Below are 25,450 nucleotides of genomic sequence, written 5' to 3' on the forward strand. Positions count from 1 at the left end.
TATATATAAATAACATCAAACCACTATAACATAGCCTAAAAATTGCCTAACTAAAACCCTACATAAAAAAATCCCCTCTATCTAATCTAGATAAAGGGGAGGAGAAACTTTTTAAATAAATAACTTTTTATGATATGCAGACTTAAGCAGCTTTATTGTTATAGCCAATAGAGCGGAAGGCTATTTTTAAATTATCATTATGCGCATGGATTTTTTCTTCAATCTTCGCATATTCATGTTTAAGATTTTCATCAACTTCATGCAAACGATCTGCAAACTCAGTCTTTTTCATCTCAATGGCTTTAGCTTTTAATGCTTGCCATTCTTCAACTGTTTGCGTAAAGGCTTCAAATTCAAACTTAATACGGTCTTGGAAGCTTTGCATCGCATGTGTGATATCAAGTCCACCTGATTTCACCGTATCAATTTGCTGCTGCGCTTGTTTAAACTGCATTTGTACTTCAGCATGTTTAATCGTGGTGTCATCAACCGTACGTAACTCAGAAGTTAAACCTACTTTTGACAATCCAGCAATCAGCCATTTAGTAGGATCATATTGCCACCATTTCACACCATTACGATAATCGTATTGGAAGAAGTGATGGTAGTTATGATAACCTTCACCCCAAGTAAATAGCGCTAAGAAAAAGTTATCACGTGCCGTATTGGTATCGGTATAAGGGCGTGTACCCGTGATGTGACAAAGCGAGTTAATAAAGAAAGTAAAGTGATGGGTTAATACCAGACGCAATAGTCCAGCCAGTACCAACGTACCCCATACATCACCAATCAGCCAACCAACTGCCGCTACTAAGCCAACGTTCGCGGCTAATACCCAAAGACCATAATATTTATGCTGAATTTGCAGCACTTTGTCTTTAGTTAAGTCAGGGATGTTTTTATAGTCAAATCTGCCGCTTGGATAGTTACGCAACATCCACCCCATATGGCTAAAGAAAAAGCCGCGTTTTGCTGAATACGGATCATCTAAGCGGTCATCGACATGACGGTGATGACTACGGTGACCAGATACCCAATCAAAAGCTGAGCCTTGAACCGCAAGGGTAGAACCGAGTAATAAAAAGTTCTTAACGATAGGGTGAGCTTTATAGGCACGATGCGACAACAGACGGTGATAGCCTGCGGTAATACTAATACCTGTCCATACCATAAAGGCACCAAACACACCCCATACTGGCGCACTGACTTGATGCGTCATGAGATACCACGGTGTAACGACAGCCGCAGCAAGTGGAGTGGCTATCAAAATAGCAGCCGGTATCCAGTTAATCGGCGCTTTTTTAAACTCAAGTTCTCGAATATCGATAGTCTCATTCATAGACACCGAATCCTGCTTGCTTGCATCAGCAGATTTATCCGTTATATAGCCGCGTGTTGCACTAGGCTGCTCATTTAGAACTTCACCAGCCTTGCTATCATCGAACCACGTCTTAAAACGCAATGCTTGAGTGCCAGCCGTTTGTATGAGCGTGTCACCAGACTTAATAGCCAAACGTAAGCCTTTAAGTGGTAAGCCCATTGCTTTTTTTGCAATCATATAATATCCCTAACGGTATTGATTTCAGTCTCTATATTACCCTAAAAATACAGGAAAGTGAACGGTTATACACTAGAAAAATCCTACTAAATAACAATAACTTGTATGAATTATAGAATACTATCCCTTAAAAACCCTACTAACTATCAGGAATTAAGCAAATATGTAAATAATGGCACTATTGTGTTAAAGCCAGCTTGAATATAAAAGGCTTGTTTTCAATGAAGAGTGTAGATGAAAATGAAGAGAGTGCAGTCTGTAGTAGATATTAAATAAATGCTAAATATTTGATTATAATATTTAATATTGGAGATTTTTATACGTAATAATGTTGGCGGTCTATTATTGTTAGAGCGAGTTTTTTTTGGTTTTATAACAGCTGCGTTGGAATGTCAGTGATAATAAAATCTACTTGCCAGTCAACCAGTTGCTTTATATTTTCAATGTCATTCACCGTCCACGCGCTAACGGGCAGACCGTAACGATGACAGTTTTGAATCACTGCGCGAGTTAGTAACGGATAGTAGACCCCAAGCTGCATACAGCCAAGCTGCAATGCCGTATTGGGTGCGTTATCTAATTCCTGCTGCGTACGCACCAATAAACCGCGTCGTAGCTTATTAAGGGCTTTATGGCGCTGCATCTTAGCATGAAGATAAGTGTCAAAACTTGTGACAACAATGGGTAAGCTGGCGAGTGGACTGTCAACCAGATAATTAGCTAAGGCTTTGATGAGCTGTCGATAATTAGTTCGGTTATGAGTTTTTACTTCCAACTCGATATGAGTAAAGCGTGTCAGGGCATGCGCTTGTGATTCTACACTGGAGATTGGCGCTAAAAAAGGTGCGATATTCGGTAAGCCATATAAACTGTTTCGTGCCCGTTTTTGCAGTTCAATCAATAATTGCGCGGCTGATAGCTTAGATGCGGCAAGTGCTTTTAACGACAAAGGTAAGGCTTGTGACAACGCATCTAAAGTAATGATTTGATGCCCTGATTGCAGATAACGTTGTATTTCAGCAAGGCTAAGTTGGTCAATGCGCGATTGCAAACCACATAACCGTAACAAGGTTTCATCGTGAAAGACCACCAAATGCCCATCCATAGTGAGCTGCACATCAAATTCAACTCCTGCCAAGCCACGCGCCTGCAAGCTGTGCGCATGCTGAAAACCAAACAAGGTATTTTCTGGCGCTTCACTGCGTGCGCCACGATGTCCTAACAGACGAGTGTTTTTAAGATTTATCATCGTGTGCGACCATGCTGATAAGAATATCATTAGTTTATAAATTATCGTTATTACCATAAATATAGATAAAATAGGGTCGATATAGTTATCGTCACTATAAAATGACTATTAAGCTGAAAAATTCATATTTGCTAACAATGTTTACTGTAATTCTATTATTGTAAGGACGGATTGTGTCGGAGTTAGCAGTATTCTCAGCAGTATTTGTTATACTTTTGCAACCAAAAGCGCTATTTTGAGCGAATGCTATGTTTTATTTGTATATCAAAGGGCTGGCGTAATGACCATTTCAACGAAACCTCGTATAATGGCGTGATTTTTCTATTCATATTTTCTATCGATTGCCTTTTATTAGGTGATATCAAATTAAGTAATGTCAAACACCGTCTATCGGCAGTGGCAAAATGAGTAACTTGGGAGCACAACCAGTATGAGCGTCGCAAATAATAGATGGGTAAAATGGCAGCATGTTGCCGGTATCGGTATGCTGTGTGGCTTGGCGGTGACCGGTTGTAGTCGCTCAGATAAGACCGATGATACTGAAAAACAAGTTGAGCAGCCTGCTACTAAAAGTACCGCTGCACCTGCTGTTAGCTGCGACAATCCATTGGTACAAGAAAGACTCCGAGCGTCACTAAAAAATATGCTCTATCAAGAAGCGCAAATATTGTCCAACAACTATGCCAATAATGCTGAGATTAGCCTTGAGAGTGGGGCGATCAGTAGTAAGGTCAATGGGGTTGCTATCAATGTACAAAATGCGTCTGTATTACAAGAAGCGAATGCCAATGGTATGACAACGTGTCAGGCGAGTGTGAGTATCACTGTACCGACTGAGGATTTATATCAAGCCAGTCAAGTCAGTGCCGCGAACAATCAACCAGGTTTAGAGACGGTGTTGGCACAAGGTAATATTCGTATCAATGACAATATGCTCATTGATGATGCCTTTACCTATGTTGCTGGTGCACAAGGTGGACAAGTGCGCGTTCGTATTGCCGGACAGCCTGCGTTAACCAGTGTTGTGGCAGATGTGTTGGCAACGTCATTACTAAAGTCAGCGATAGACGGCTTGCAAGTTCAAGTACCTGCTCAAGTGCAGCCGCGTCGCCGTGAACCGGTGCAAAATAGCAATCAAAATCAGCCTGTGCGCCCGCCAAAACCAGCAGCGCCAGCTCAGCCTGCCAAGCCAGCGCAACCAGCAAAACCTGCCTTGCCATCGACAAATAATTCAAATAATCAAAGCAGCGAATCCGCGTCAATAACAAAAACACCCTCAAAGCCTGAAGCAAGCGCACCTGTGACCCCAAAAGCGCCAGCAGCAGTGCCAAAAGACGAGAGTATTGATATGGTGATTATTGAAGATGGCAGTGCCACTTATTAATTGCTTTTGAAAGTATCACTTAATAGGTAGTTTGTTATATAAAAAAGCGCCCGTAATAGATTTAGATTACGGGCGCTTTTTTAGTTTTAAATACGGATTTATTTTTGACGGTCGGCAAGTTTTTGTAACACTTGGCTATCCCATAATACTTCCGAGACATGGGCTAGATCGGTACAAAATCTGGCAGCGACAAATAGCCAGTCGGAGATGCGATTGATTAAACTAACCGCTGTACTACGAATGGCATTGGGCTGTTGCTGCTGTAATAATACCGCTTGACGTTCAGCGCGGCGACACACGGTACGTGCCACATGCAGCTGACTGACCAATACCGAACCTGTCGGTAAAATAAAATCTTTGAGCGGTGGCAATGTGGTATTCATTGCGTCAATTTGCTGCTCTAACCAATCGATATGACTGGCATTCACGCCTTCATATTCTGGCATGGCAAGCTCACCGCCAATGTTAAATAATAAATGCTGAATAACGATTAAGGCTTGGGCAAAGTCCGAGCCTATAAGTTGGCTATCGTTTTGTTGCATGCCGCTTGTTTGTAAGCTGCCTGTTTGTGAGTTACTTGGTTGCAGGCGTTCAGGTAATGATTGGCTATTGGTTTTTGAAGCTGCTTGTGCTTGTGCTAAATGTGCACGTACCAAACCAATATGCGAGTTAAGCTCATCAATATCACCCATAACGCTAAATAAATGATCCGCTTTACTGACTCGGCTACCATCTGCCATGCCGGTACTGCCATCATCGCCGGTGCGAGTATAGATTTTACTTAAACGATTGCCCATGAGTTATCCTTATTTTTTCAGTTAATTATCATTCATAGAGAGGTTTTTTAGAGGCTGTTAGGCTCGTAGCCTGAGTGCGCGTGTGACCATTGTAGTATTTTACGGCTATTTTAGCTAAGATACAGGGCTATATTTATCTTAGATAGTGTATTCAAATAAGACAGTTCATTCACTGCTTAGGATGAGAGTCCTTATTTGATGTCATTATGACCAATTCTTTATATATTATTGCGTATTTTTATTTATTATATTTTCACTTATAAGGCTATTAATAATGACCACACCACTTGCTACTGCTATGTCTCAGTTGTCTATTTATGACTCACTTACGGGACGTAAGCAGATATTTACACCGCTTACCGAAGGGCACGTGGGTATGTATGTGTGTGGCATGACCGTTTATGATTATTGTCATATTGGTCATGCGCGAGTGATGGTTGCCTTTGATATGGCGGTGCGCTGGATGACGCAGCTGGGCTATCAGGTTAATTATGTGCGTAATATTACTGATATTGATGACAAAATAATCACGCGCGCTGCTGAAAATGGCGAAAATATTGGCGCGTTAACTGAGCGTTTTATTATCGCTATGCATGAAGATGCCGCGGCACTGGGCTGCTTAACACCGAATGCTGAACCAAGCGCCACCGATCATATTGATGAGATGCAAAATATGATTGGCACTTTAGTGAAAGGCGATTATGCCTATGCCGCTGATAATGGCGATGTCTACTATGCGGTTGATAGCTTTGCAGATTATGGCAAACTTTCCAAACGTAATTTGGACGACATGCAAGCCGGCTCGCGCGTTGAAATTGAGAATGTAAAACGCAATCCGTTCGACTTTGTATTGTGGAAAGCGGCAAAACCGAATGAGCCGCAATGGGCATCGCCATGGGGTCAAGGTCGTCCAGGCTGGCATATTGAGTGCTCAGCAATGTCAACCAAATGCTTGGGCAATACTTTTGATATTCATGGTGGCGGGCATGATTTACAATTTCCGCATCATGAAAATGAAATTGCTCAGTCAGAAGCCAGCACTGGTTGTGAATATGCGCGTAATTGGATGCATGTCGGCTTTATCAATGTTGATGGCGAAAAAATGTCCAAATCGTTGGGGAACTTCTTTACCATTCGCGATGTGATGGCGCAATATTTGCCAGAAACCGTGCGTTTTTTCTTATTATCGAGCCATTATCGCAGCCAAGTGAATTTCTCAGATAGCGCCTTAGATGAAGCTCATAATAGCCTAAGTAGACTATATCATGCCTTAAAATCAGCAGAGCAATTACAAGGACAAACAATTAGCGTCACTGATGAACTGACTAGCGAAGTTTATAATACAACCGCTGGACAAGAATTTATTGCCGCGATGAATGACGACTTTAATAGCTCCTCTGCTATCAGTGTGCTCTTTGGGCTGGCACGAGATATCAATAAAGCTGCTAAAGCAGAGGATGCTGCGCAGGCATGGCAATTGGCACAACAATTAAAAGCCCTTGCTCAAGTCTTGAATATTCTACAGCAGCCTGTTCAGCAATTTTTGCAGGCAGTGATTGGCGATGCGCCAGTCGACGGCTTTAGTGATGCAGATATCGATGCTTTAATTCTTGAACGTGCTGATGCCAAAACCAATAAAAACTTTGCGCGTGCCGATGAAATACGTGAGCAACTTATAGATTCAGGTATTGAATTAGAAGACAGCCGTACAGGTACGACGTGGCGTCGTTCTTAGGGTCATTATCTTCATTATTAAATGTGACTAATCATAAAAAGTCAGCGTGTGCTGGCTTTTTTCATCTAATTTAGCTTATTATTCAGACGTATTTTTTTATCTGCAACAATAATAATCCTTTCTATTAGCTGAGCCTTTAACTTGTAAAAGAGATTCAAAGTAAATAAATGGTTAGCCAGCTGTCTGATTTATGATAACTAATGCTCTGTCAAATAACATAGTAAATAAATTATACGAACGCTGTGCTTATTTGGTATAATGTAGCGTTATTTTTAAGGGATAACTGAGCGATTAAGAATAGAGAAAAAAGGTGCTACATTTGCATCACTATTCAGCCAATCAATCCTTCAATCACAGCAAAGGTCTGTATTTAGCATTTGCTGATGGTCATAGTTCTGATTTACACACTTAATGCTAAGCTCCCACCCATCAAAATAACCACCGCTAGGGGTATGTATGTTACGTATTGTCGATGAAGCCTTCACCTTTGATGACGTTTTATTGTTACCAGCCTATTCTGAAGTCCTGCCAAAAACTGCCAACTTATCGACACGTTTGACCAATAGTATCACGCTGAATCTGCCGCTCATTTCTGCGGCTATGGATACGGTTACTGAGTCCGAAATGGCGATTACGATGGCGCAATTGGGCGGCATGGGTATCTTACATAAGAATATGGACATCGCTCTACAGGCTATGCAAGTACGCCGCGTGAAGAAGTTTGAGGCGGGTACTGTCGTTGACCCAATTACTGTACATCCTGAGATGACTATCGGTGAGTTACTAAAACTGACGCAAGATCATAATATTTCAGGCGTACCAGTGGTTGAAAAAGGCACGGATAAAGTGGTTGGTATTGTTACCCATCGCGATTGGCGTTTTGAGACTAATTTACGTTTGCCCGTCAGCCAAATCATGACCCCAAAAGAGAAGTTAGTAACGGTTCATGAAGGCGAAAGTAACGAAAATATCAAGCGTTTGCTTCATGAGCACCGTATTGAGAAAGTCATTGTTATTAATGATGATTTCCGTCTGCGCGGTCTGATTACCGTTAATGACTTTGCTAAAGCTGAAAACAATCCCAATGCTTGTAAAGATGAGCAAGGTCGTTTGCGTGTCGGCGCAGCTGTTGGTACTGGTGCAGATACCCAAGCTCGCGTTGAAGCGTTGGTGGCTGCGGATGTGGACGTTATCGTCGTTGATACCGCTCATGGTCATTCAAGAGGCGTGATTGATAAAGTGGCTTGGGTCAAAAAGAACTTTCCACATATTCAAGTCATCGGTGGCAATATAGCCACTGGCGATGCGGCTAAAGCATTACGTGATGCTGGCGCCGATGCAGTTAAAGTCGGTATTGGTCCTGGGTCAATTTGTACCACGCGTATTATCGCAGGTATCGGTGTGCCACAAATATCAGCTATTGATAGTGTTGCCAGTGCCTTGCAAAACAGTATTCCACTGATTGCGGATGGTGGGATTCGCTATTCAGGTGATATGGCAAAAGCTATCGCTGCCGGTGCATCATGTATTATGGTTGGCTCACTAATGGCAGGTACAGAAGAAGCACCCGGTGAAGTGGAGTTATTTCAAGGTCGCTACTATAAAGCGTACCGTGGTATGGGCAGTTTAGGTGCGATGTCAGGCGATAATGGCTCCTCAGATCGCTACTTCCAAGATGCTAAAGATGGCGTAGAAAAACTCGTACCAGAAGGTATTGAAGGGCGTGTGCCTTATAAAGGACCAGTCGCTGGTATTGTGAATCAATTGGTTGGAGGCTTACGGTCATCGATGGGTTACACGGGCTGCGCAACGATTGAAGAAATGCGCAATAAACCAGAGTTTATTAGAGTCACCTCAGCGGGTATGAAAGAGTCACATGTACATGATGTACAAATCACTAAAGAAGCACCGAACTATCGCGTCAATTAATCCATACTTTTATAAACAATAGTATGGTATAAAGTAGATATGAAGTATAGCCAGTATTCTTGATGATATTTATCTGATTGGTAACGGCAACGCTTCACGACTATTGTGACCGCAAGATACAAACAGTCAACAATGCTCACTCATTGTTGGCTGTTTTTTTTGTAAAATAAGGCAGCGACAGACTTTCGTATAAACGTGTTCGTATAAATGTGTTCATTAATACGGTTGTCAGATCTTTCGTTTTTAGCAGTTAGCTTTTAGGATAAGGAAATAACTATAATGAGCTATTTTGGCACTGATGGTATTCGTGGTAAGTTTGGGGAAATGCCAATTACCCCCGATTTTATTTTAAAGTTAGGTTATGTCACTGGACGCGTCTTAATAGAAAATAATGATAATCCCGAGCGTAAGCCTAGTGTGGTTATCGGTAAAGATACTAGACTGTCAGGCTACGTGATTGAAGGGGCGCTACAAGCTGGATTTAATGCAGCAGGCGTTGATGTACATATGCTAGGTCCATTACCAACACCTGCCATTGCTCATTTAACACGTAGTTTTCATGCCAATGCCGGTGTCGTGATTTCAGCGTCACATAATCCATATTATGATAATGGTATTAAATTGTTTTCAGCGGATGGTAAAAAACTGACCGATGAGATGCAAAATGCCATTAATGATAAATTGCAAGCGATTATGAGTAGTACGGAGAATGCCAGTCTATTGATGCCCATCATAGATCCTGCAGAATTGGGTAAAAACCACCGAATTGATGATGCGAAAGGTCGTTATATTGAATTCTGTAAGGGCAGCTTTCCGTATCAATATGATCTAGGTCATCTGACCGTGGTGGTAGATTGTGCTAATGGTGCAGGATATAGTGTCGCGCCGCGCGTATTGCGTGAGCTTGGTGCTAATGTGATTGCTATCAATAACACCCCTGACGGTATTAATATTAACGAAAACTGTGGTTCTACTCATCCTGAAAGCCTGCAACAAGCAGTCTTATCCCATGAAGCGGATGTTGGGATTGCGTTAGATGGCGATGGCGATCGTATTGTGATGGTCGATGAAGCGGGCAATTTGGTAGATGGAGATGGTATTTTATACGTACTAGCCACCCAAGGCGCGACACCAGCAGCAGGCGTTGCAGGCACACTCATGACCAACATGGGTTTAGAGTTGGCATTAAAAGCGGCTGGCATTGCATTTACGCGTGCTAAAGTTGGTGACCGTTATGTGATGCAAGAGCTGGACGCCAATGACTGGATACTCGGCGGTGAGCCGTCAGGACATATTTTGTGTTTAGATAAAAGTCGCACGGGTGATGCGATTATTGCGGGCTTACAAGTATTGGCAGTCATGCAACAACAACAGAAGGCGCTAAGCGAGCTGACTGAAGGCTTTGAAGTATTGCCACAAAAACTGGTCAATGTACGTTTGGCGACTATGCAAGACCCTTTTGCTCATGAAGAGCTGGTAGCGGCGTTTGAGAAAGCGCGCGCTACGTTAGAGGGTCGGGGTCGTTTACTGATTCGTCAGTCGGGTACGGAACCGATGATTCGGGTGATGGTTGAGTCAGATGATGAAATAGAATGTGATTTAATGGCAAATGATTTAGCCAAACATATCAAATCTGTTTTAGGCTAAGCTAACCGCGTTTAATTAAATGACAATGATTAGCAAATTAGCAAGCATAAAAATTAATATCAATAATAAGGAAGCGTTTATGAGCATGGATTTTACCGACCAACGGTTATCATACGAAAAAGGCAGTCTTGACCAGTCATCGGTTCCTGAATCTCCATTTGAGCTATTAAAAGCGTGGATGCAGGAGGCAATAGAAGTCAATGTCCAAGAGCCTTACGCCATGAGTTTGGCAACTTGCGGTGCTGATAATAAACCGAGTGTGCGTATCGTATTGATGCGTGAAATTACTCAAAATGGTATCGTTTTTTATACCAATTATGAAAGTGCTAAAGGACAAGATATCGCTGAAAATCCTAATGCTGAAGCGTTATTCTTTTGGCATAAATTGGAACGACAAATCCGTATCAGTGGCAGCATTGCTAAAATAGAGGCGCAAAAATCTGCTGAGTACTTCCAAAAGCGTCCCCATGACAGTCAAGTGGGCGCGTGGGTGAGCCAACCACAAAGTGGTGAAGTTGCCAACCGAGAAGTAATGGAGCAAACATTCAATCAGTTACAAAGTGACTATCCAGAAAACACTCAAGTGCCCACGCCAGAGTTTTGGGGTGGCTATGAGATTACGGTTGATGAGATTGAGTTTTGGCAAGGTCGCGCCAATCGTATGCATGATCGCATCGTGTATAGTCGTAACAATAATGACAGCGATGAAAATGGCGCAAGCTGGAATACTAAGCGTTTATTACCATAAGCTGTGCAAGGCGCTTATATTTAATTAATATTTAATCGACACAAAAAAGCCATTCCACCGTCATAATAAATTTGACGAATGGAATGGCTTTTCGTTAACTATATCTTATAAAAATAATGGTTTAAAAAAGGACTTGATTAAGATTAATATCTTGATTTTATTTTGTCCTTTATTTTGTTTTAGTATCAACATCGACAGAAACTGACATACCAGGGCGAAGTTGTGCCAGTTCAGGCTGATTTTGGTCTAAATCGATACGTACGGGAATACGCTGAGCAATTTTAATATAATTACCAGTTGCAGGATTGGCGGCACCGGCGCTAAATTCACTACCAGTAGCAGGTGAGATATTACTAACGCGTCCGCTAAATTTCGTACCACCTAGTGCATCAACATGAACAGTTGCTGGTTCTCCAATGGTCATATTTGCGACTTGGGTTTCTTTAAAGTTTGCGATAATCCAAACGCCTCTTGGAACAATATACATCAGCTGCGTACCGGCGGTGACATATTGACCAGTCTTAACACTAACTTGACTCAGCTGTCCGGATTCAGGCGCAGTAATAATCGTATTGTCTAGATTAATCTGTGCTTGCTTGGCTGCCGCTTCAGCATTTTTAATATTGGCATCCAATGAAGATATGCTACCACTGGTTTTTTTACTGGCTTCCTTAGCTGCTTGCAGATTCGCTTCGGCTTGCTGTACACCAGCTTCGGCTTTGGCAAGCTGTGCTTTGGCATGAGCAACTTCAGCACTGGCAACTGCGCCAATAGCGACCAGCCCTTGATAGCGATTTACGTCTTCACGCGCGCTATCAACACTGACTTTTGCGCTGTACACGTCCGCTTCTCGCGCTTTAATTTGCGCTTGGCTGGACTCAGTATCCTGTGCGTTACTAGAGCGGTTGGTCATGGCAACGTCGATATTGGCTTGGGCTTGCTCAAGCTGCTGTTGAAAAGTACGATCATCTATTTTTACTAATAAATCACCCGCTTTGACGCTAGCAAAATCTTGCACAGCCACTTCAGTAACATAGCCAGAAACTTGTGGGCTGATAATCGTGGTTTGACCTTTTACAAAAGCATTATTAGTTTGCTGCAAGGTTGGTGTAAAGGGTGGCAACTTCCACGCATATAAAATCAATGATACACCAATGACAATCAGTGCAATCAGTAAACCTAAATTAAGCAACGACTTCTTTTTGGGTGACCAACCTGCCGGTCCAGGAATCGGTTCAGTGGGCGGCATCGGTGTATCATCTGCTGCGTCATTATTGCTTATGTCATCGGTATTTATATGTTCTTGTTTATCATCAGTTTTATTTAAGTTAGCGGTAGTTTCGGGTGCTGTTGTCTCTGGCTTAACAGTTATAGTCTCAGGTGCATTATTTTCAGGTACGTTCTCTGATGTTTGGGCGGTTCTGTTAGGGGCGCTTACATCGTCAAAGCTGTTAGATTTTTCTTCGTTCATGACGCGCTCCTAAGGGATCTAATAGGCATAATAAGTAACTTTAAAAAAATAGTCATAAGGTAATCGTAAGCATAGGATACACAATAAAAATTGTACTATCTGCTATTTTTTGCCCATCATTTCTGCTAACGCAGCAAGCTCTTTGGCAAGTGGATTGCGTTTATGATAACGATAATAAAAATAAACAATCAATAGATAAACTACGGTAATTGTGGCACTCATTGCCATTAAAAAGAATAAGTCATCATAAGCAGCGACCGTTGCTTGGCGCTGAATTCCTTGTAGCATTTGCGTCATTGTTGCTGGATTACCCGTACTCATGGAGTCGACCATATCTGCATAATGCATTTGCGTGCGGATGGTAGTAAAAGCTTGAATACCCGCTGCCCCTGCTAAACCACCAACCGTCTGTGAAATACCAAAAATCACTGAAAAACTAATAATATATGCAGGACCATTAGCAATGGCACGGAACATGCCTTCAAATACCATGGGACCCATAAAATAAACGGCAGCAAAAGCGATCATAAATTGACTAAAATAAAACATAGAGGGCGTAGAATCTAGCGATACCCCCGTATCTATCCACGCCCCAATCGCAATCAGCGCAACCGAAAAAATCACTGGTCGACGTAGATCCATAGCGTTGGTTTTAAAAATGCTAAGCACCAATGCCAATATAGTGGCGACTAATATCACCGCATAAAAGACAATCAGTTGATCATTGCCATAACCAAGATTTGCCAATAGTCCTGCCGCACCCACACTTTGCTCTGACAGCAAAATACGCATGACCGCACCGGTAATCATAAAAGCAATGATGGTACGGCTACGCATCCAGCGTACTTGTAGCATGGGGTTTTTGCGATGCGTCTCAATCCATAACGCAATAGAAATCGTTACCACCGCAATGATAAGCGGATAGCTGAGCCAAGGTGTCGTCCACCACAATATGCGCCCTTGTACCAAGAATACTGATAATGCCGCAAGACCACTAGCAAAAAAGGCAAAGCTGACAATATCCAGTTTCTCAAATACCTTTTCCGTATTACCCGGTGGTAGCTCTAGAATATTAATGAGCGCAAAACAAATGAGTGCTAAACCTACTTGGAATAAAAACAAGCTTTCAAGCTGACCATCAACAGCCAAATAAGGCGAGATGATACGCGATAATGGAATACCGAATTGTACCAAGCCAAAACCTAAAATTAACCCGCTAATACGTCGAGCCGTTGGCATACCTTGCAGACAATAAAAAATAGACAGCACCGTCATCGCACTAGCAACCACGCCACTAAAACCACGCGCAATCAGTTCTAAATAATAAGGTTCAATGCTAATGCCAGTCGTTGAGCTGAGCAGATTGCTACTCACCAACCATTGCATACTTGTGGCTGCTAATAAAAAGAATAAGGTAATTTTGCTAAATAGCGAGATACCAAACTGTTGGCGAATTTTGTACAGCAGCACGGTCACACAAGCATTGGTCATATTGTAAGCGACCGATATCCAACCGCCTTCAACCGGCGTTAAGCCCATTTCACCTTGAATTTGAGTCAGATTGGCTACCAATAAACCGTTTTGAAAACTGGCGGTTAAACCGATAAAAATACCGATCAATAAATAAAATACTTTTCGGCGTGTAGGGTGGTCAGGCGTGGCAGGCGAGCCCAGCATAAACGGCTGCTCATGGGGCTTAAATTGATAGTTAGTACTCATGGGCTATATATCGTCTGTATAAGTGGATGGTGTGAATGCATGGACTCTCTCCCAATTATAAGGCGTTGCCAGATGAGCGCAAATAAGCATGATCAGTTATACTCATGCAATTTTGTCTTAGTGCTTACTTCTTAAAACCGTAATTATGTTAAAAATATAATTATGATGGGAAAATAAAAATAGCCCAAGACGTGCTTGAGCTATTTTATCATAATTTTTTAATTATCGTTCGCGTTTAGGTGATGCCAACTTTTAGTTAAGTATCGTTAAGCTAGGTATCATTAATCTAAGCATCATTAAACACAGTATCATTAAACAGCGCTCGTTTTATCATGGTTTGCTTCCAAACGCATGGCGCGTTGATAGCTGTCAAGTTTGGCAAGCTGTTGCGCATATTGCTTAATATGAGGATAATCCTCTAACTGCTGGCGCTGAGCCAACATAATGAGGTCAAACGACAACATAAAGTCAGCACCACTCAGCTGATTACCAACAATATAAGGCTTACCATCGACCGCACTATCTAAATAGCTCAGTAATTTGTGCTTTTCTTGACCGATATAGCCATTTAAAAACTCATTATCCGTCACGCCTGCTTTTTTGGTAAATACTTCAAGCAGTAGTGGCACCATCAACGAGCTTTCTGCAAAATTAATCCACTGTAAATAATGACCATAATCTACGCTATCGGTAGCAGGGCGCAGATGATCAGGTGCAAAACGCTCGATTAATAACTCAGTAATAGCACCCGACTCTGAATACAACTCACCATCTATTTCAATGACTGGCGATTTACCCAGAGGATGTACCGCTTTTAAGCTGTCTGGCGCTAGATGTGTCTTAGCATCGCGCTGATGGCAAATGAGGTCATAGGGTTGTCCCAATTCTTCTAAGAGCCATAAAATACGAAGTGAGCGCGATTGGTTAAGATGGTGCAGTCGAATCATGGTAGTAGCCTTGTATTAATCTTGACGCTTATTAATCTTGAAGCTTTGCAAGTAGATGCTTCGCCGTATCTTCTGATGACGCAGGATTCTGACCGGTAATGAGTAAGCCATCTTCAACCACATAAGACTCCCAATCAGCGCCTTTTTGATAGTGTCCGCCATTGGCTTTTAGCACGTCTTCTAATAAGAAAGGCACGACGTCTGTGAGCTGAACACCTTCTTCTTCCGTATTACTAAAACCTGTTACGGTTTTACCTTTTACTAAGTATTCGCCATCAATTTTAACGTTTTTGAGCGCTGCTGGAGAATGGCAAACAAAGGCGACTGGCTTGTCTTGCTGAACAAAATTTTCAATCAACTCAATAGAGTTTTTATCGACCGCTAAATCCCATAATGGACCATGACCGCCGGGGTAAAATACCGAGGCAAAGTCTTCGGCTTTAACGTCAGCAAGCTTTTCCGTATGCGCAAGGCGTTCTTGTGCTTCAGCATCGTTTTTAAAACGCTTGGTAAATTCGGTTTGCGCGTCTGGTGCATCACTTTTCGGATCAAGTGGCGGTTGACCACCGGCAGGTGAGGCGATAGTAACGTTAACGCCCGCATCAAGAAAGGCATAGTAGGGCGCAGCAAATTCTTCTAGCCAAAAGCCAGTTTTTTCGCCAGTGTCACCCAGACGATCATGTGAGGTCAATACCATTAAAATATTCATAATTATCCTTAATTTTTATTGGGTAAATGCGGTGATTAAAAACGTTAATTAAAGACGATTAGCCATTCGTACGGATAAAGCCGAACACTAACCGTATCTTTTTTTAGGCTTAAAGGGTTATTAATAATGTTATTAATTATTAAAGCCCATCACTATTTAATAGCGCTAATGAATAGCGCTAAGGATTATTTAACGTCAGCAACCTTAACAACGGTTTTACCGAAATTTTTACCTTCTAACATATCAAAGAAAGCTTGTGGTGCTTGTGCTAAACCATCGACTTGATGTTCTTTAGTTTTAACTGCGCATGACTCAAGCCAGTTACTCATAGTTTTTAAGAACTCTGGGAAATGGTCACCATATTCTTCAAAGATAATAAAGCCTTTGACCGTTAAGCGTTTACTTAGAATATTGCCCATTAAGACACTTAAACGGTCTTTACCATCAGGAAGTTCAGTGGCGTTGTACTGGGAGATTAATCCGCATACTGGAATACGGGCATGAGCGTTCAATAGTGGCAATACGGCGTCAAATACTTTGCCACCGACGTTTTCATAATAGATATCAATACCATCTGGGCACGCCGCTTTTAATTGCTCGGCAAAGTCTTCCGCTTTATGGTCAATACAGATATCAAAGCCAAGCTCATTAACGGCGAAGTCGCATTTTTCTTTACCGCCTGCTATACCGACGGTGCGCAGACCAAGTTGATTACCAGTTTGGCCAACCGTTGCGCCTACTGGACCAGTGGCAGCAGCGACGACTAAGGTTTCGCCTTTTTTTGGTTTGCCGATATCGGTTAAACCCATGTAACCCGTGAAACCTGGCATACCAAGGACACCTAAGCCATAAGACGGGTGCGCCATGTTTTTATCAAGTTTCAATACGCCTATCCCATCACTGACGCTATAATCCTGCCAACCTGAGTTCGATACGACCAAGTCACCAACGGCAAAGTTATCGATATTAGACTCAACAACTTGCGCCACCGTACCACCCAGCATTACGTCACCAATTTGTAATGGATCAGCGTAACTTGCAGCATCACTCATGCGTCCACGCATATACGGATCAAGTGATAGATAGACGGTACGTAATAGCATTTGGTTTTGATTTGGGATTGGGATTTCGCCAGTTGCCAATTCAAAGTTATCGGCAGTTGGGGCACCATGTGGGCGGCTTGCCAGTTTGATTTGACGGTTTTGTTGTTGATTTTGCTGGTCGCTAAAATTATTATCAAGGCTCATTTTAGAGCTCCTTATTTTATTTATAATGGTTGATTGTATGAATTTAAATATAGTAGCTGCTGGCTAGTGAGCAACTACTATTGGCTGATGCTAAGTGACTGTAAGCTACAGTTATTTAAAGCTACGGTTATTTATGCTTATGATTAAGCGTGACTAGTAACGGCACGTTCTAATATACGACGTGATACTGCCAAGTCATTTTTACCATGCTCGCCCAATTTCACCATTTTATGCGCTTCCAATTGTTTTACAATCGGATCAATTGCCGACTCATCTAAATCTACATCTTCTAAGCTGATAGGCAATCCAAGCTCACGGAAGAAGTTTTCTGTGTGAACGATAGCGGCTTCGATGATAGCGTCATCGTCTTGAGCAACATCAGTACCGTCATTAGTGATATTCCAAACGTTACGCGCATACTGCAGCAGTTTGTCTTTTTTGCTGTCTTTCAGCTCACGCATCACTGATGGTAAGACAATCGTTAGCGTGCGTGCATGGTCAATTGCATGTAATGAGGTCAACTCATGACCAATCATATGCGTCGTCCAATCTTGCGGAACTCCCGTACCAATCAAGCCGTTCAATGCCATCGTGGCTGTCCACATAATATTTTTACGCGTTTCTAAATTCTTTGGATCAGCTTTAACAGCTGCGCCTTCCTCAATCAGAATCTTAAGTAAACTTTCAGCAAAGGCATCTTGAACTTTCGCATTAACCGGATAGGTTAGATACTGTTCCATCACATGCACAAAGGCATCAGCCACGCCATTCATAACCTGACGTTCAGGTAAGGTTAAGGTTTTTGCAGGATCTAAAATTGAGAATTTAGGGAACGCAAGCGGATTACCAAATGCCAATTTCGCTTGACGCTCGCTGTAGTTAATCACTCCGCCTGAATTCATCTCAGAACCCGTCGCTGGAATGGTTAATACCGCGCCCAAATCAACAGCCGAATCTATATTTCTGCAATAGCTGGTCAATGCGTCCCACGCTTGCTCACGAGATACCGTACCATCTTCATTAGTCATCGAAGCCACTAAGGCAACAAACTTACTGCCATCAATCACTGAACCGCCACCAACCGCTAATAAAAAGTCGATATGGTGCTCATTGACCATATCCGCAGCTTTTAACAAAGTAGTGAATTCTGGATTGGCTTCAATACCACCAAACTCAAATACTTCGCGTTGACCATTGGCTGCTAAAGCAGTTTTAACTTCGTCCAAAGTTCCGGTACGTTGTGCTGAACCACCACCATAAGTAATAAGGACGCGAGCATCAGTCGGTACTAAATCTGCTAGTTGTTTGATTTGACCTTCACCAAATACGATACGGACGGGATTGTAATATTGAAAGTTATTCATAATATTCCTAATGTTGAATGAGTTTTTAATAAGTATTAAATGAGTGGTTTAAAATCGGAAATAGGTGATGCCTGTTCTTTACATCTGGTCGCATTATATATTAATTAGACCGGTCGTCTAGTGGCTATTTATGAATAATTACAAAACTATCGTATAAGCAATTTATATCAAGTTAGTTTGATAGTGCTAATCAACAATGGATTTTTTAAAGCATTGTTGACTGATAGTTACTGACCTAAACGTCAGTCGAAAAAGGCAAAGTCTAAACATAGTTAGAAGTAAATACTAACCAAGAATAAGAGTAAGGGGGAGGGAGAACGCCAATTAGCGCCCCATCTCAGTTGTCGTCATCTGCCACACTTCTGCTAGTGGCGTATCTGTTTGGCTAATTTTTGCAATTAGGCTGGCACCAAGCCATGCAAAATACCAACGCTTTGCCATACTTTCAGCCGCGACATTATCGAGATGAGGTACCGAGTTATCAGCCCAACCGGCTTTGATTTGAGTCGCAAGCCACGTAATCGTTTGCTGATAGCCTGCATACAGTACTTTGCGCATTGGTTCTGACATATCAGCGACTTCTGCGCTAAGCTTCACTACCAAGCACTTTTCATGGTCGCAGCCGTTTTGCTGAGTGTCATACCAGTTTTGGAAATAGTCATAAAGTTTCTGCTGCGCGCTAACATTTTGTGACCCAATAATATCCAAACGCTGCTTATACTGAATAAAGTAGTGGCTGATAATTGCCTCACCAAAGGCTTCTTTTGAGGCAAAGTAATGATAAAAAGAGCCTTTTGGTATGCCGGCGGTGTCTAGTATTTGCTTGATGCCGACGGCGGTAAAACCTTTTTGCGCGATAAGTTTATAGCCAGTGGTTAATAGATGAGCTTTGGTATTTGATAACGCTATATCTGATGCAGAGTTGTCTGTTGGTACGGAATTTTGAGCATTAAGTAGTGCCATAAAGCTGATGTTCTCCTTAGAGAGAGTTTTAGTTAGTCATTTTTTGTGATGGATAAATTACGTTTTTTCAACAAACCTCACGGTTAAAACGTACTTATTCTTATAGTGTCTATGGTAGCATTAGACCAGTCGTCTAGCAAGTTGCGATTTTTATCCTGCATATTATTTAAATGGTAAATGTGTATTTTTAAGCTATAGCTATAGCTATAGCTATTAGCTATTTATTTACTGAGCAATGACTTTAAATAACCAGACTTATAAATAACAATTTCAAAATAGAAAATAGGAATAATTATGACTACGAATAATGCCAACTCGAACGCTTATAGTGATTTTCATTTGCAATATATCGCTGGTGACTGGAAAAAAGGCGATGATGATAGCGTCAATATCGATACCAATCCTTATAACGGCGAGACTCTGGTAGAGATTAAACAGGCGACGAAAGAACAACTGGATGAGGCTTATCAAGCAGCAAGTGCCGCTCAAAAGCAGTGGGCTCAGCAAACCCCGAACGAACGGGCTGCTACTCTTTATAAAGTAGTCAGTATTTTTGATCAGCGTCAAGATGAAATTGTTGATTGGTTGATTAAAGAGTCGGGCAGCACGCGTATTAAAGCCATGGTTGAGTTTAGCAGTGCGCGCGCAATTACCCTTGAAGCCGCAAGTTTTCCCAATCGTGTACATGGTGAGATTCGTCCGTCTAACACACCGGGTAAAGAGAACTTTATCTATCGTGAGCCGATGGGTGTGATTGCGGTGATTAGCCCATGGAACTTTCCTTTACATTTAACTCAGCGTTCTATTGCGCCTGCTTTAGCATTGGGTAATGCCGTGGTTCTCAAGCCTGCGAGCGATACGCCAATTACGGGCGGTTTATTACTCGCCAAAATATTTGAAGAAGCGGGCTTGCCAAAAGGTTTGCTTAATGTGGTCGTTGGTGCAGGTAGCGAGATAGGGGACGCCATTGTTACCCATGATATTCCAAGTTTAGTATCATTTACCGGCTCAACGTCAGTGGGTAAGCATATTGGTGAATTGGCAAATGGTGGCGACTATATCAAGCAAGTGGCGTTAGAGCTGGGTGGTAATAGTCCTTTCGTAGTGTTAAAAGATGCCGATATCGAGCAAGCGGTAAAAGCCGCCGCCTTTGGCAAGTTCTTGCATCAAGGTCAGATTTGTATTGCGATTAACCGTATCATTGTCGAAGATGAGATTTATGATGACTTTGTCGAGCGCTTCCTTGCTCACGTTAAGACCTTAAATGTCGGTGATCCTAGTAAATTGGATACCGCAGTCGGTCCGATTATCAATGAAAAACAAGTGAAATCGCTTAAAGACAAAATCGATAAAACGCAGCAACAAGGTGCAAAAATGATTTTAAGTGGTGAGATTAAAGGTCAACTAGTACCGCCGCATATCTTTACGGAAGTGACGCGTGAGATGGACTTGTCCTGTAATGAAGTGTTCGGACCCTTGGTCGGTATCATCCGCGCTAAAGATGAAGACGATGCACTGTCGATTGCCAATGACTCTATGTATGGACTATCTAGCGCGGTCTTTACTGAAGATATGGCAAAGGGGTTACGCTTTGCTCGCGGTATCAAAGCAGGTATGACTCATATTAATGATATCTCGGTCAATGATGAAAGCAATGCGCCATTTGGTGGCGAGAAAAATTCAGGTATCGGACGTTTTAACGGTGAATGGATACTTGAAGAATTTACCACTTTACATTGGATTTCGGTTCAGCATATACCGCGTGATTATCCATTTTAAAAGCAGCCGTTCTAAATACTCAGTTTTAAATATTTTAGAGTAAAGTTTTAATACAAAAAAAGACTGCTATTAGGCGGTCTTTTTTTATGGAAAATCTAGAAGTATGATTATTTAAGATGAAAGCCTAATAAGCCCTGTATTTCTTCGATAGTCAGATGCCTAACGAGTGCTTGCTCTTCTACAGACAAGCGATTGGTATGCTCTTTTATCATCATATAAATACTGCGAGCGATTTCAGCCGTAGGGGCATAATACATTTGCGGCTGGTCTTGAGTGAGCTTTACTAAAAATCTATCGATAATTTTATGCTTTTGCGTCGAAGCGTGTTCTTCAGTCATGACATTCTCCTATGTATAAACTATTTAAGCAGGCGCTTGAATGATAGTCAATCATGATACTTATAATAATGATAAATATCACAGGCTACTGTTTAACAAGGCATCTATAGTATTTTTTATTATAAAGTATTATATTTATTTATCGGTAAGTTATTAAGTAAATCTAATTAAAATATTGGGAATAATTATGGGCAATCAGCCAGCAGCTAGGTTATCACAAACACTGATGGGCAGAAAAGTCGTGTTGATGCTGTTCCATAATGATTTACGGATTAATGACAATGCAACGTTGCTAAAAGCCGCTGAAATAGCCAGTACTAATAATGGACGGCTGCTGTGTGTTTATGTGTCCGACTTGGCAGATACGTTGACTAAACAGACCAATAAAACTCCCTATTATTTTGATGAAATGGGGCGGTCACGCAAGCAATTCTTAGTTGAAAGTTTGGTTGATTTAAATGAGTCATTACAGCGCCTTAGTAATAGATTGCTGTATTTACCAACAGACGATTTATCGACAGACAAGTTACCATCAACAATAGATGCATTTACACAGCTATGCCAGCTTATCGAGCAACACGCTGTCACTGATATCTATATCAGTCAAACCGCAGACTATCATCAAAATCAAGCTTATAAAGTCTTGCAACATCAATTCCCACAAATAAGTTGGCACAGATATTCCAACAATACCTTATTCGCTGTAATGTCGTCGACTAAGGATTTACCTAAAAGTTTCACTCAATTTCGTAAGCAGATAGAAGCAAATCATGATTTATTAAATGCTGAAAATAACCTGACTATTACACCAATGCCAAAATCTCTACCGCCATTGCCTGATGATATGATAGGTAACAGTGTATTTTTTTATAAAGCGCAAACGTTTGATAAGCACGCACAACATGAGCGGTGTTTTAAAGGCGGTGAGTCCAGTGCCATTAGTCATTTAAATAGCTATTTTAAGTCTGAAGCGCCCAGTACTTACAAAGTGACGCGCAATGACCTTGATAACTGGAAGCATTCTACTAAATTCTCAGCGTGGCTAGCCAATGGCTCATTGTCGGTTAAAGTGCTACTGAATCGCTTACGACAATATGAATGCGAGGTTATCGCTAATGACTCCACTTATTGGATATGGTTTGAGCTACTGTGGCGTGAGTATTTTTATTGGTATGCGCTGACGCATCTGCAAAAGCTGTTTTGGTTTCGCGGTATTAGTCAGGATGCACCTTCGACTTGCTTTAATAAAGAACGTTTAGAGCAATGGCAAACGGGTACAACATCATATCCTATCGTTAATGCTTGTATGCATCAGCTAAAAGCAACGGGGTATATGTCCAATCGAGGCAGGCAAATCGTTGCTAGCTGCTTTATTCATGAGCTAGGTCTAGACTGGCGCTACGGGGCAAGCTATTTTGAGCAGCACCTTATTGATTATGATGTTGCCAGTAATTGGGGCAATTGGCAGTATCTCGCGGGAGTAGGCGCTGATCCACGAGGGTGCAGACAGTTTAATCTTAAAAAACAAACACAACAGTATGACCCCAACGGTGACTTTATTAACAAATGGCAAGGGAATAAAATCAGTGAATAGCGATAATAAGCCTTAGATTAGATACTTCAATACGATATAAATGAACAATATGAGATAAATGAATACTATGAAAAAACCTAGTCCTTATTTAACTTTTGCAGGCGCTATGCCATTTGTGCTTGGTTCTGTTTTTATCACTATCGGTATTGAAGCCATCCCTGTTTTGGGAAAAGTTACGCATGTTCTATCGATTTACGGCTTGGTTATTGCCTCATTTATGGCAGGTGCGCATTGGGGTAATCATCTTAGCTTAGCTGATGATAATACATGGGCAGTCAAGCTCCCGGTGTTTAGTAATATTATTGCGCTTGCACTGTGGTTAGGATTTTTGCTGTTATCGACTGTCGGTTTTATTTGGCTGTTAGTCGTTGGTTTTGTTAGCATGTTAGTCATTGATTATGGTCTTCATCAAGCGCATATTATTAATAATGATTATTATAGGGTAAGAAAGTACGTCACTATGATAGTGGTTATTGCACTTATCATTGCAGGGGTTCAGCTATAGCATTGTATTGATTGTTATCATGTTTAAAATAATGGGGTTCAAAATCGTTACGTTCAAAACAATGGTGTAAATACAGTTATAGATTTTCATTTAACGCTTGATATTATTTATTTAATGGATGTTATTGGCGCAGAAATAGGGATTTTTTTGGTTAAAGAAGTAAAGGAGCTTGGTTATGAGATGCCTATTGATTTCTCTTTGCTGCGTGAGCTTACTGTCTTGTGCGACTATTCCTGATCAGGCGTATCATAAAATCGTTTGCGCTACAAAAGACTCTTGTTCCGAAATAGAATTAGATGCCAATATCAAGCCGATCACTGACATGGTGATTGTCAATGGCGTATCAACCTTCCGAGAGAATCAGGTAAATATAAAAGAGGGAGATACCATTGCCAATACCTCCTTCCATTTATTTTACTTGGAGTATGCTGAGAATGGTCAGAAATTTGAGGGCACTAGGCAAATTGAGGTTATTAAGCGCGCCATAACCACTGCAAATAAACCCGTTTATTTGGTTATTTATGTCAACAGTTGGAATAATAATGCAAGCATCGATAAACCAAGTCCAGATTTAATCAGTTTTCCTTATCTACTTGCTCGTCGCAATTTCCAGAATCCAGAGATGACTGTTATCGGTGTCTATGTTGGCTGGAGTGGTAAGAAATATCAGCATTTTCCAGCCACGATTTTATCGGCAAAAAATAGAGCAAAAGTTGCGGATAAGATTGGTAAAAAGGGAGAAGTGCGGGCGGATATTATCTCTTTGGTAGATAATGTGCAAAACAATCCTCATTCAGGATATGCGCTGATTGTAGGGAAATCTTTTGGCGGGAGACTGTTGTCCCGAGCCTTTATCGATGATTTAGCGCAAACAAAATCGGTTAAAGATTGGCCTCTAGGCAGCCAGTCGTTGCTAGTGACGTTGAATTCAGCAATAGGAGCAGATGCTTTTGATGATATATATCAAAATATGCCTGGTTCTGATGCTGATTCTGGTTTGACACTCCAAAGACCGCTTTGGATAAATTTAACCTCAAAAGATGATTGGGTGACTAAAAAAGCATTTCCAAAAGCGCGTTTAATCGGGCAAAAGCTCTCTGATTGGGGGAAAAAAAGAACGATTGGGCATTATATGCCGTATGTTTCTCATTCTATTACTATTGAGAATGGTGATTCTTTATATAAAAGACCCGAGTGTCTTTCCCGCTACTACAATCATGATAGCCAAGGCATTCAAGATCATTATGGACAGCCAACGCCAATGCTTAAGGTTAGAGGCATAGAACCATGGTTTAAAATACCGTTACAAGATCCAAATTATGATCAGAAAAATCGACGCAATGAAAAGGAAAATGTGACAAGTCATTTCTGTGATGAGACGCGACATCTCTATGAAAACAAAAACGCTAGCGGAATGAACGGTCGTTATTATACGACCGTTTTACGACCTTTATATCACAGCTCAGAAAAAAAATTAGGTTATATGTGGAATTTCCGCACTGATCAAAGTGTCATTGGTTATAGCCATGAGGAAGCAAGAGTTATAAAAAACTCAGGAAAGCATAATGCTTATGTGCAGACCATTCTTGGTCGGATGGCTGACGATATGTTATTCACACTTCCAGAACAGTAATTACTTTTATTCAAATTCAGAAATAATAACTGAGCTCTGAAAATGACTTTAAAAGCCAACCTCTTCGTATTCTAATCTCATTGAATAATTTATAACATTTATTTAAAATGAATGTTTAGTTGGTTCTGATGTTA

The 25,450-nt window shown here is 41.4% G+C and carries 20 protein-coding genes; 9 read left to right on the top strand and 11 right to left on the bottom strand.

Annotated elements, in window-relative coordinates:
- Window positions 1-142: 142 nt before the first annotated feature.
- Window positions 143-1,339: an acyl-CoA desaturase gene (locus AOC03_RS11770; protein ID WP_204247964.1), complete on the bottom strand. Its 1,197-nt coding sequence runs from the start codon at window positions 1,337-1,339 to the stop codon at window positions 143-145.
- A 589-nt stretch (window positions 1,340-1,928) separates the two neighbouring features.
- Window positions 1,929-2,807: a glycerophosphodiester phosphodiesterase gene (locus tag AOC03_RS11775; protein WP_062536234.1), complete on the bottom strand. Its 879-nt coding sequence runs from the start codon at window positions 2,805-2,807 to the stop codon at window positions 1,929-1,931.
- Window positions 2,808-3,237: 430 nt separating this feature from the next.
- On the opposite strand from AOC03_RS11775, the gene AOC03_RS11780 reads away from it, so the two are divergent.
- On the top strand, window positions 3,238-4,191 hold the full coding sequence (locus tag AOC03_RS11780; protein WP_062536236.1) for a hypothetical protein: 954 nt from the start codon (window positions 3,238-3,240) through the stop codon (window positions 4,189-4,191).
- A 98-nt stretch (window positions 4,192-4,289) separates the two neighbouring features.
- On the opposite strand, the gene AOC03_RS11785 is transcribed toward AOC03_RS11780, so the two are convergent.
- On the bottom strand, window positions 4,290-4,988 hold the full coding sequence (locus AOC03_RS11785; protein ID WP_062536238.1) for a cob(I)yrinic acid a,c-diamide adenosyltransferase: 699 nt from the start codon (window positions 4,986-4,988) through the stop codon (window positions 4,290-4,292).
- A 274-nt stretch (window positions 4,989-5,262) separates the two neighbouring features.
- Here AOC03_RS11785 and cysS point away from each other — a divergent pair, with 274 nt between their 5' ends.
- From cysS to pdxH, 4 genes are all read left to right on the top strand, one after another.
- Window positions 5,263-6,723, top strand: coding sequence for a cysteine--tRNA ligase (cysS, locus tag AOC03_RS11790; protein WP_062536240.1), 1,461 nt, complete (start codon window positions 5,263-5,265; stop codon window positions 6,721-6,723).
- 456 nt (window positions 6,724-7,179) lie between these two features.
- Complete coding sequence (gene guaB / locus AOC03_RS11795; protein ID WP_062536242.1) at window positions 7,180-8,652, top strand: IMP dehydrogenase; 1,473 nt, start codon at window positions 7,180-7,182, stop codon at window positions 8,650-8,652.
- Window positions 8,653-8,931: 279 nt separating this feature from the next.
- Window positions 8,932-10,299: a phosphoglucosamine mutase gene (gene glmM, locus AOC03_RS11800; protein ID WP_062536245.1), complete on the top strand. Its 1,368-nt coding sequence runs from the start codon at window positions 8,932-8,934 to the stop codon at window positions 10,297-10,299.
- An 85-nt stretch (window positions 10,300-10,384) separates the two neighbouring features.
- Window positions 10,385-11,047: a pyridoxamine 5'-phosphate oxidase gene (gene pdxH, locus AOC03_RS11805; protein ID WP_204247965.1), complete on the top strand. Its 663-nt coding sequence runs from the start codon at window positions 10,385-10,387 to the stop codon at window positions 11,045-11,047.
- Window positions 11,048-11,216: 169 nt separating this feature from the next.
- On the opposite strand, the gene AOC03_RS11810 is transcribed toward pdxH, so the two are convergent.
- From AOC03_RS11810 to AOC03_RS11840, 7 genes are all read right to left on the bottom strand, one after another.
- The gene (locus AOC03_RS11810) at window positions 11,217-12,518 is read right to left on the bottom strand and encodes an HlyD family secretion protein (protein ID WP_062536249.1); all 1,302 of its coding nucleotides are present in this window, start codon (window positions 12,516-12,518) and stop codon (window positions 11,217-11,219) included.
- Between the two features lie 102 nt (window positions 12,519-12,620).
- A complete protein-coding gene (locus AOC03_RS11815) occupies window positions 12,621-14,237 on the bottom strand; it encodes an MFS transporter (RefSeq protein ID WP_062536251.1) in 1,617 nt (538 codons plus the stop codon).
- Between the two features lie 311 nt (window positions 14,238-14,548).
- Entirely contained in the window at window positions 14,549-15,184 is a 636-nt protein-coding gene (locus AOC03_RS11820; RefSeq protein ID WP_062536253.1) for a glutathione S-transferase family protein, read from the bottom strand.
- Between the two features lie 31 nt (window positions 15,185-15,215).
- Entirely contained in the window at window positions 15,216-15,893 is a 678-nt protein-coding gene (locus tag AOC03_RS11825) for a type 1 glutamine amidotransferase domain-containing protein (RefSeq protein WP_062536255.1), read from the bottom strand.
- A 185-nt stretch (window positions 15,894-16,078) separates the two neighbouring features.
- Window positions 16,079-17,140: an NADP-dependent oxidoreductase gene (locus tag AOC03_RS11830; protein WP_062536257.1), complete on the bottom strand. Its 1,062-nt coding sequence runs from the start codon at window positions 17,138-17,140 to the stop codon at window positions 16,079-16,081.
- Window positions 17,141-17,283: 143 nt separating this feature from the next.
- On the bottom strand, window positions 17,284-18,504 hold the full coding sequence (locus AOC03_RS11835; protein WP_062536259.1) for an iron-containing alcohol dehydrogenase: 1,221 nt from the start codon (window positions 18,502-18,504) through the stop codon (window positions 17,284-17,286).
- Between the two features lie 324 nt (window positions 18,505-18,828).
- Window positions 18,829-19,467, bottom strand: coding sequence for a TetR/AcrR family transcriptional regulator (locus AOC03_RS11840; protein WP_062536260.1), 639 nt, complete (start codon window positions 19,465-19,467; stop codon window positions 18,829-18,831).
- Window positions 19,468-19,761: 294 nt separating this feature from the next.
- Here AOC03_RS11840 and AOC03_RS11845 point away from each other — a divergent pair, with 294 nt between their 5' ends.
- Window positions 19,762-21,246: an aldehyde dehydrogenase family protein gene (locus AOC03_RS11845; protein WP_062536262.1), complete on the top strand. Its 1,485-nt coding sequence runs from the start codon at window positions 19,762-19,764 to the stop codon at window positions 21,244-21,246.
- Between the two features lie 107 nt (window positions 21,247-21,353).
- Here AOC03_RS11845 and AOC03_RS11850 read toward each other — a convergent pair whose 3' ends face one another.
- Entirely contained in the window at window positions 21,354-21,584 is a 231-nt protein-coding gene (locus tag AOC03_RS11850; protein WP_062536264.1) for a hypothetical protein, read from the bottom strand.
- 187 nt (window positions 21,585-21,771) lie between these two features.
- On the opposite strand from AOC03_RS11850, the gene AOC03_RS11855 reads away from it, so the two are divergent.
- The 3 genes from AOC03_RS11855 (at window position 21,772) to AOC03_RS11865 (ending at window position 25,316) form a co-directional block, all read left to right on the top strand.
- Window positions 21,772-23,178, top strand: a complete 1,407-nt coding sequence (locus AOC03_RS11855; protein WP_204247918.1) for a DASH family cryptochrome — start codon at window positions 21,772-21,774, stop codon at window positions 23,176-23,178.
- Between the two features lie 67 nt (window positions 23,179-23,245).
- Window positions 23,246-23,683, top strand: coding sequence for a DUF3429 domain-containing protein (locus tag AOC03_RS11860; protein WP_162199623.1), 438 nt, complete (start codon window positions 23,246-23,248; stop codon window positions 23,681-23,683).
- Window positions 23,684-23,858: 175 nt separating this feature from the next.
- On the top strand, window positions 23,859-25,316 hold the full coding sequence (locus tag AOC03_RS11865) for a hypothetical protein (RefSeq protein WP_062536267.1): 1,458 nt from the start codon (window positions 23,859-23,861) through the stop codon (window positions 25,314-25,316).
- Window positions 25,317-25,450: the final 134 nt, after the last annotated feature.

It is taken from the genome of Psychrobacter urativorans (genome assembly GCF_001298525.1).
Taxonomy (GTDB): Bacteria; Pseudomonadota; Gammaproteobacteria; order Pseudomonadales; family Moraxellaceae; genus Psychrobacter; species Psychrobacter urativorans_A.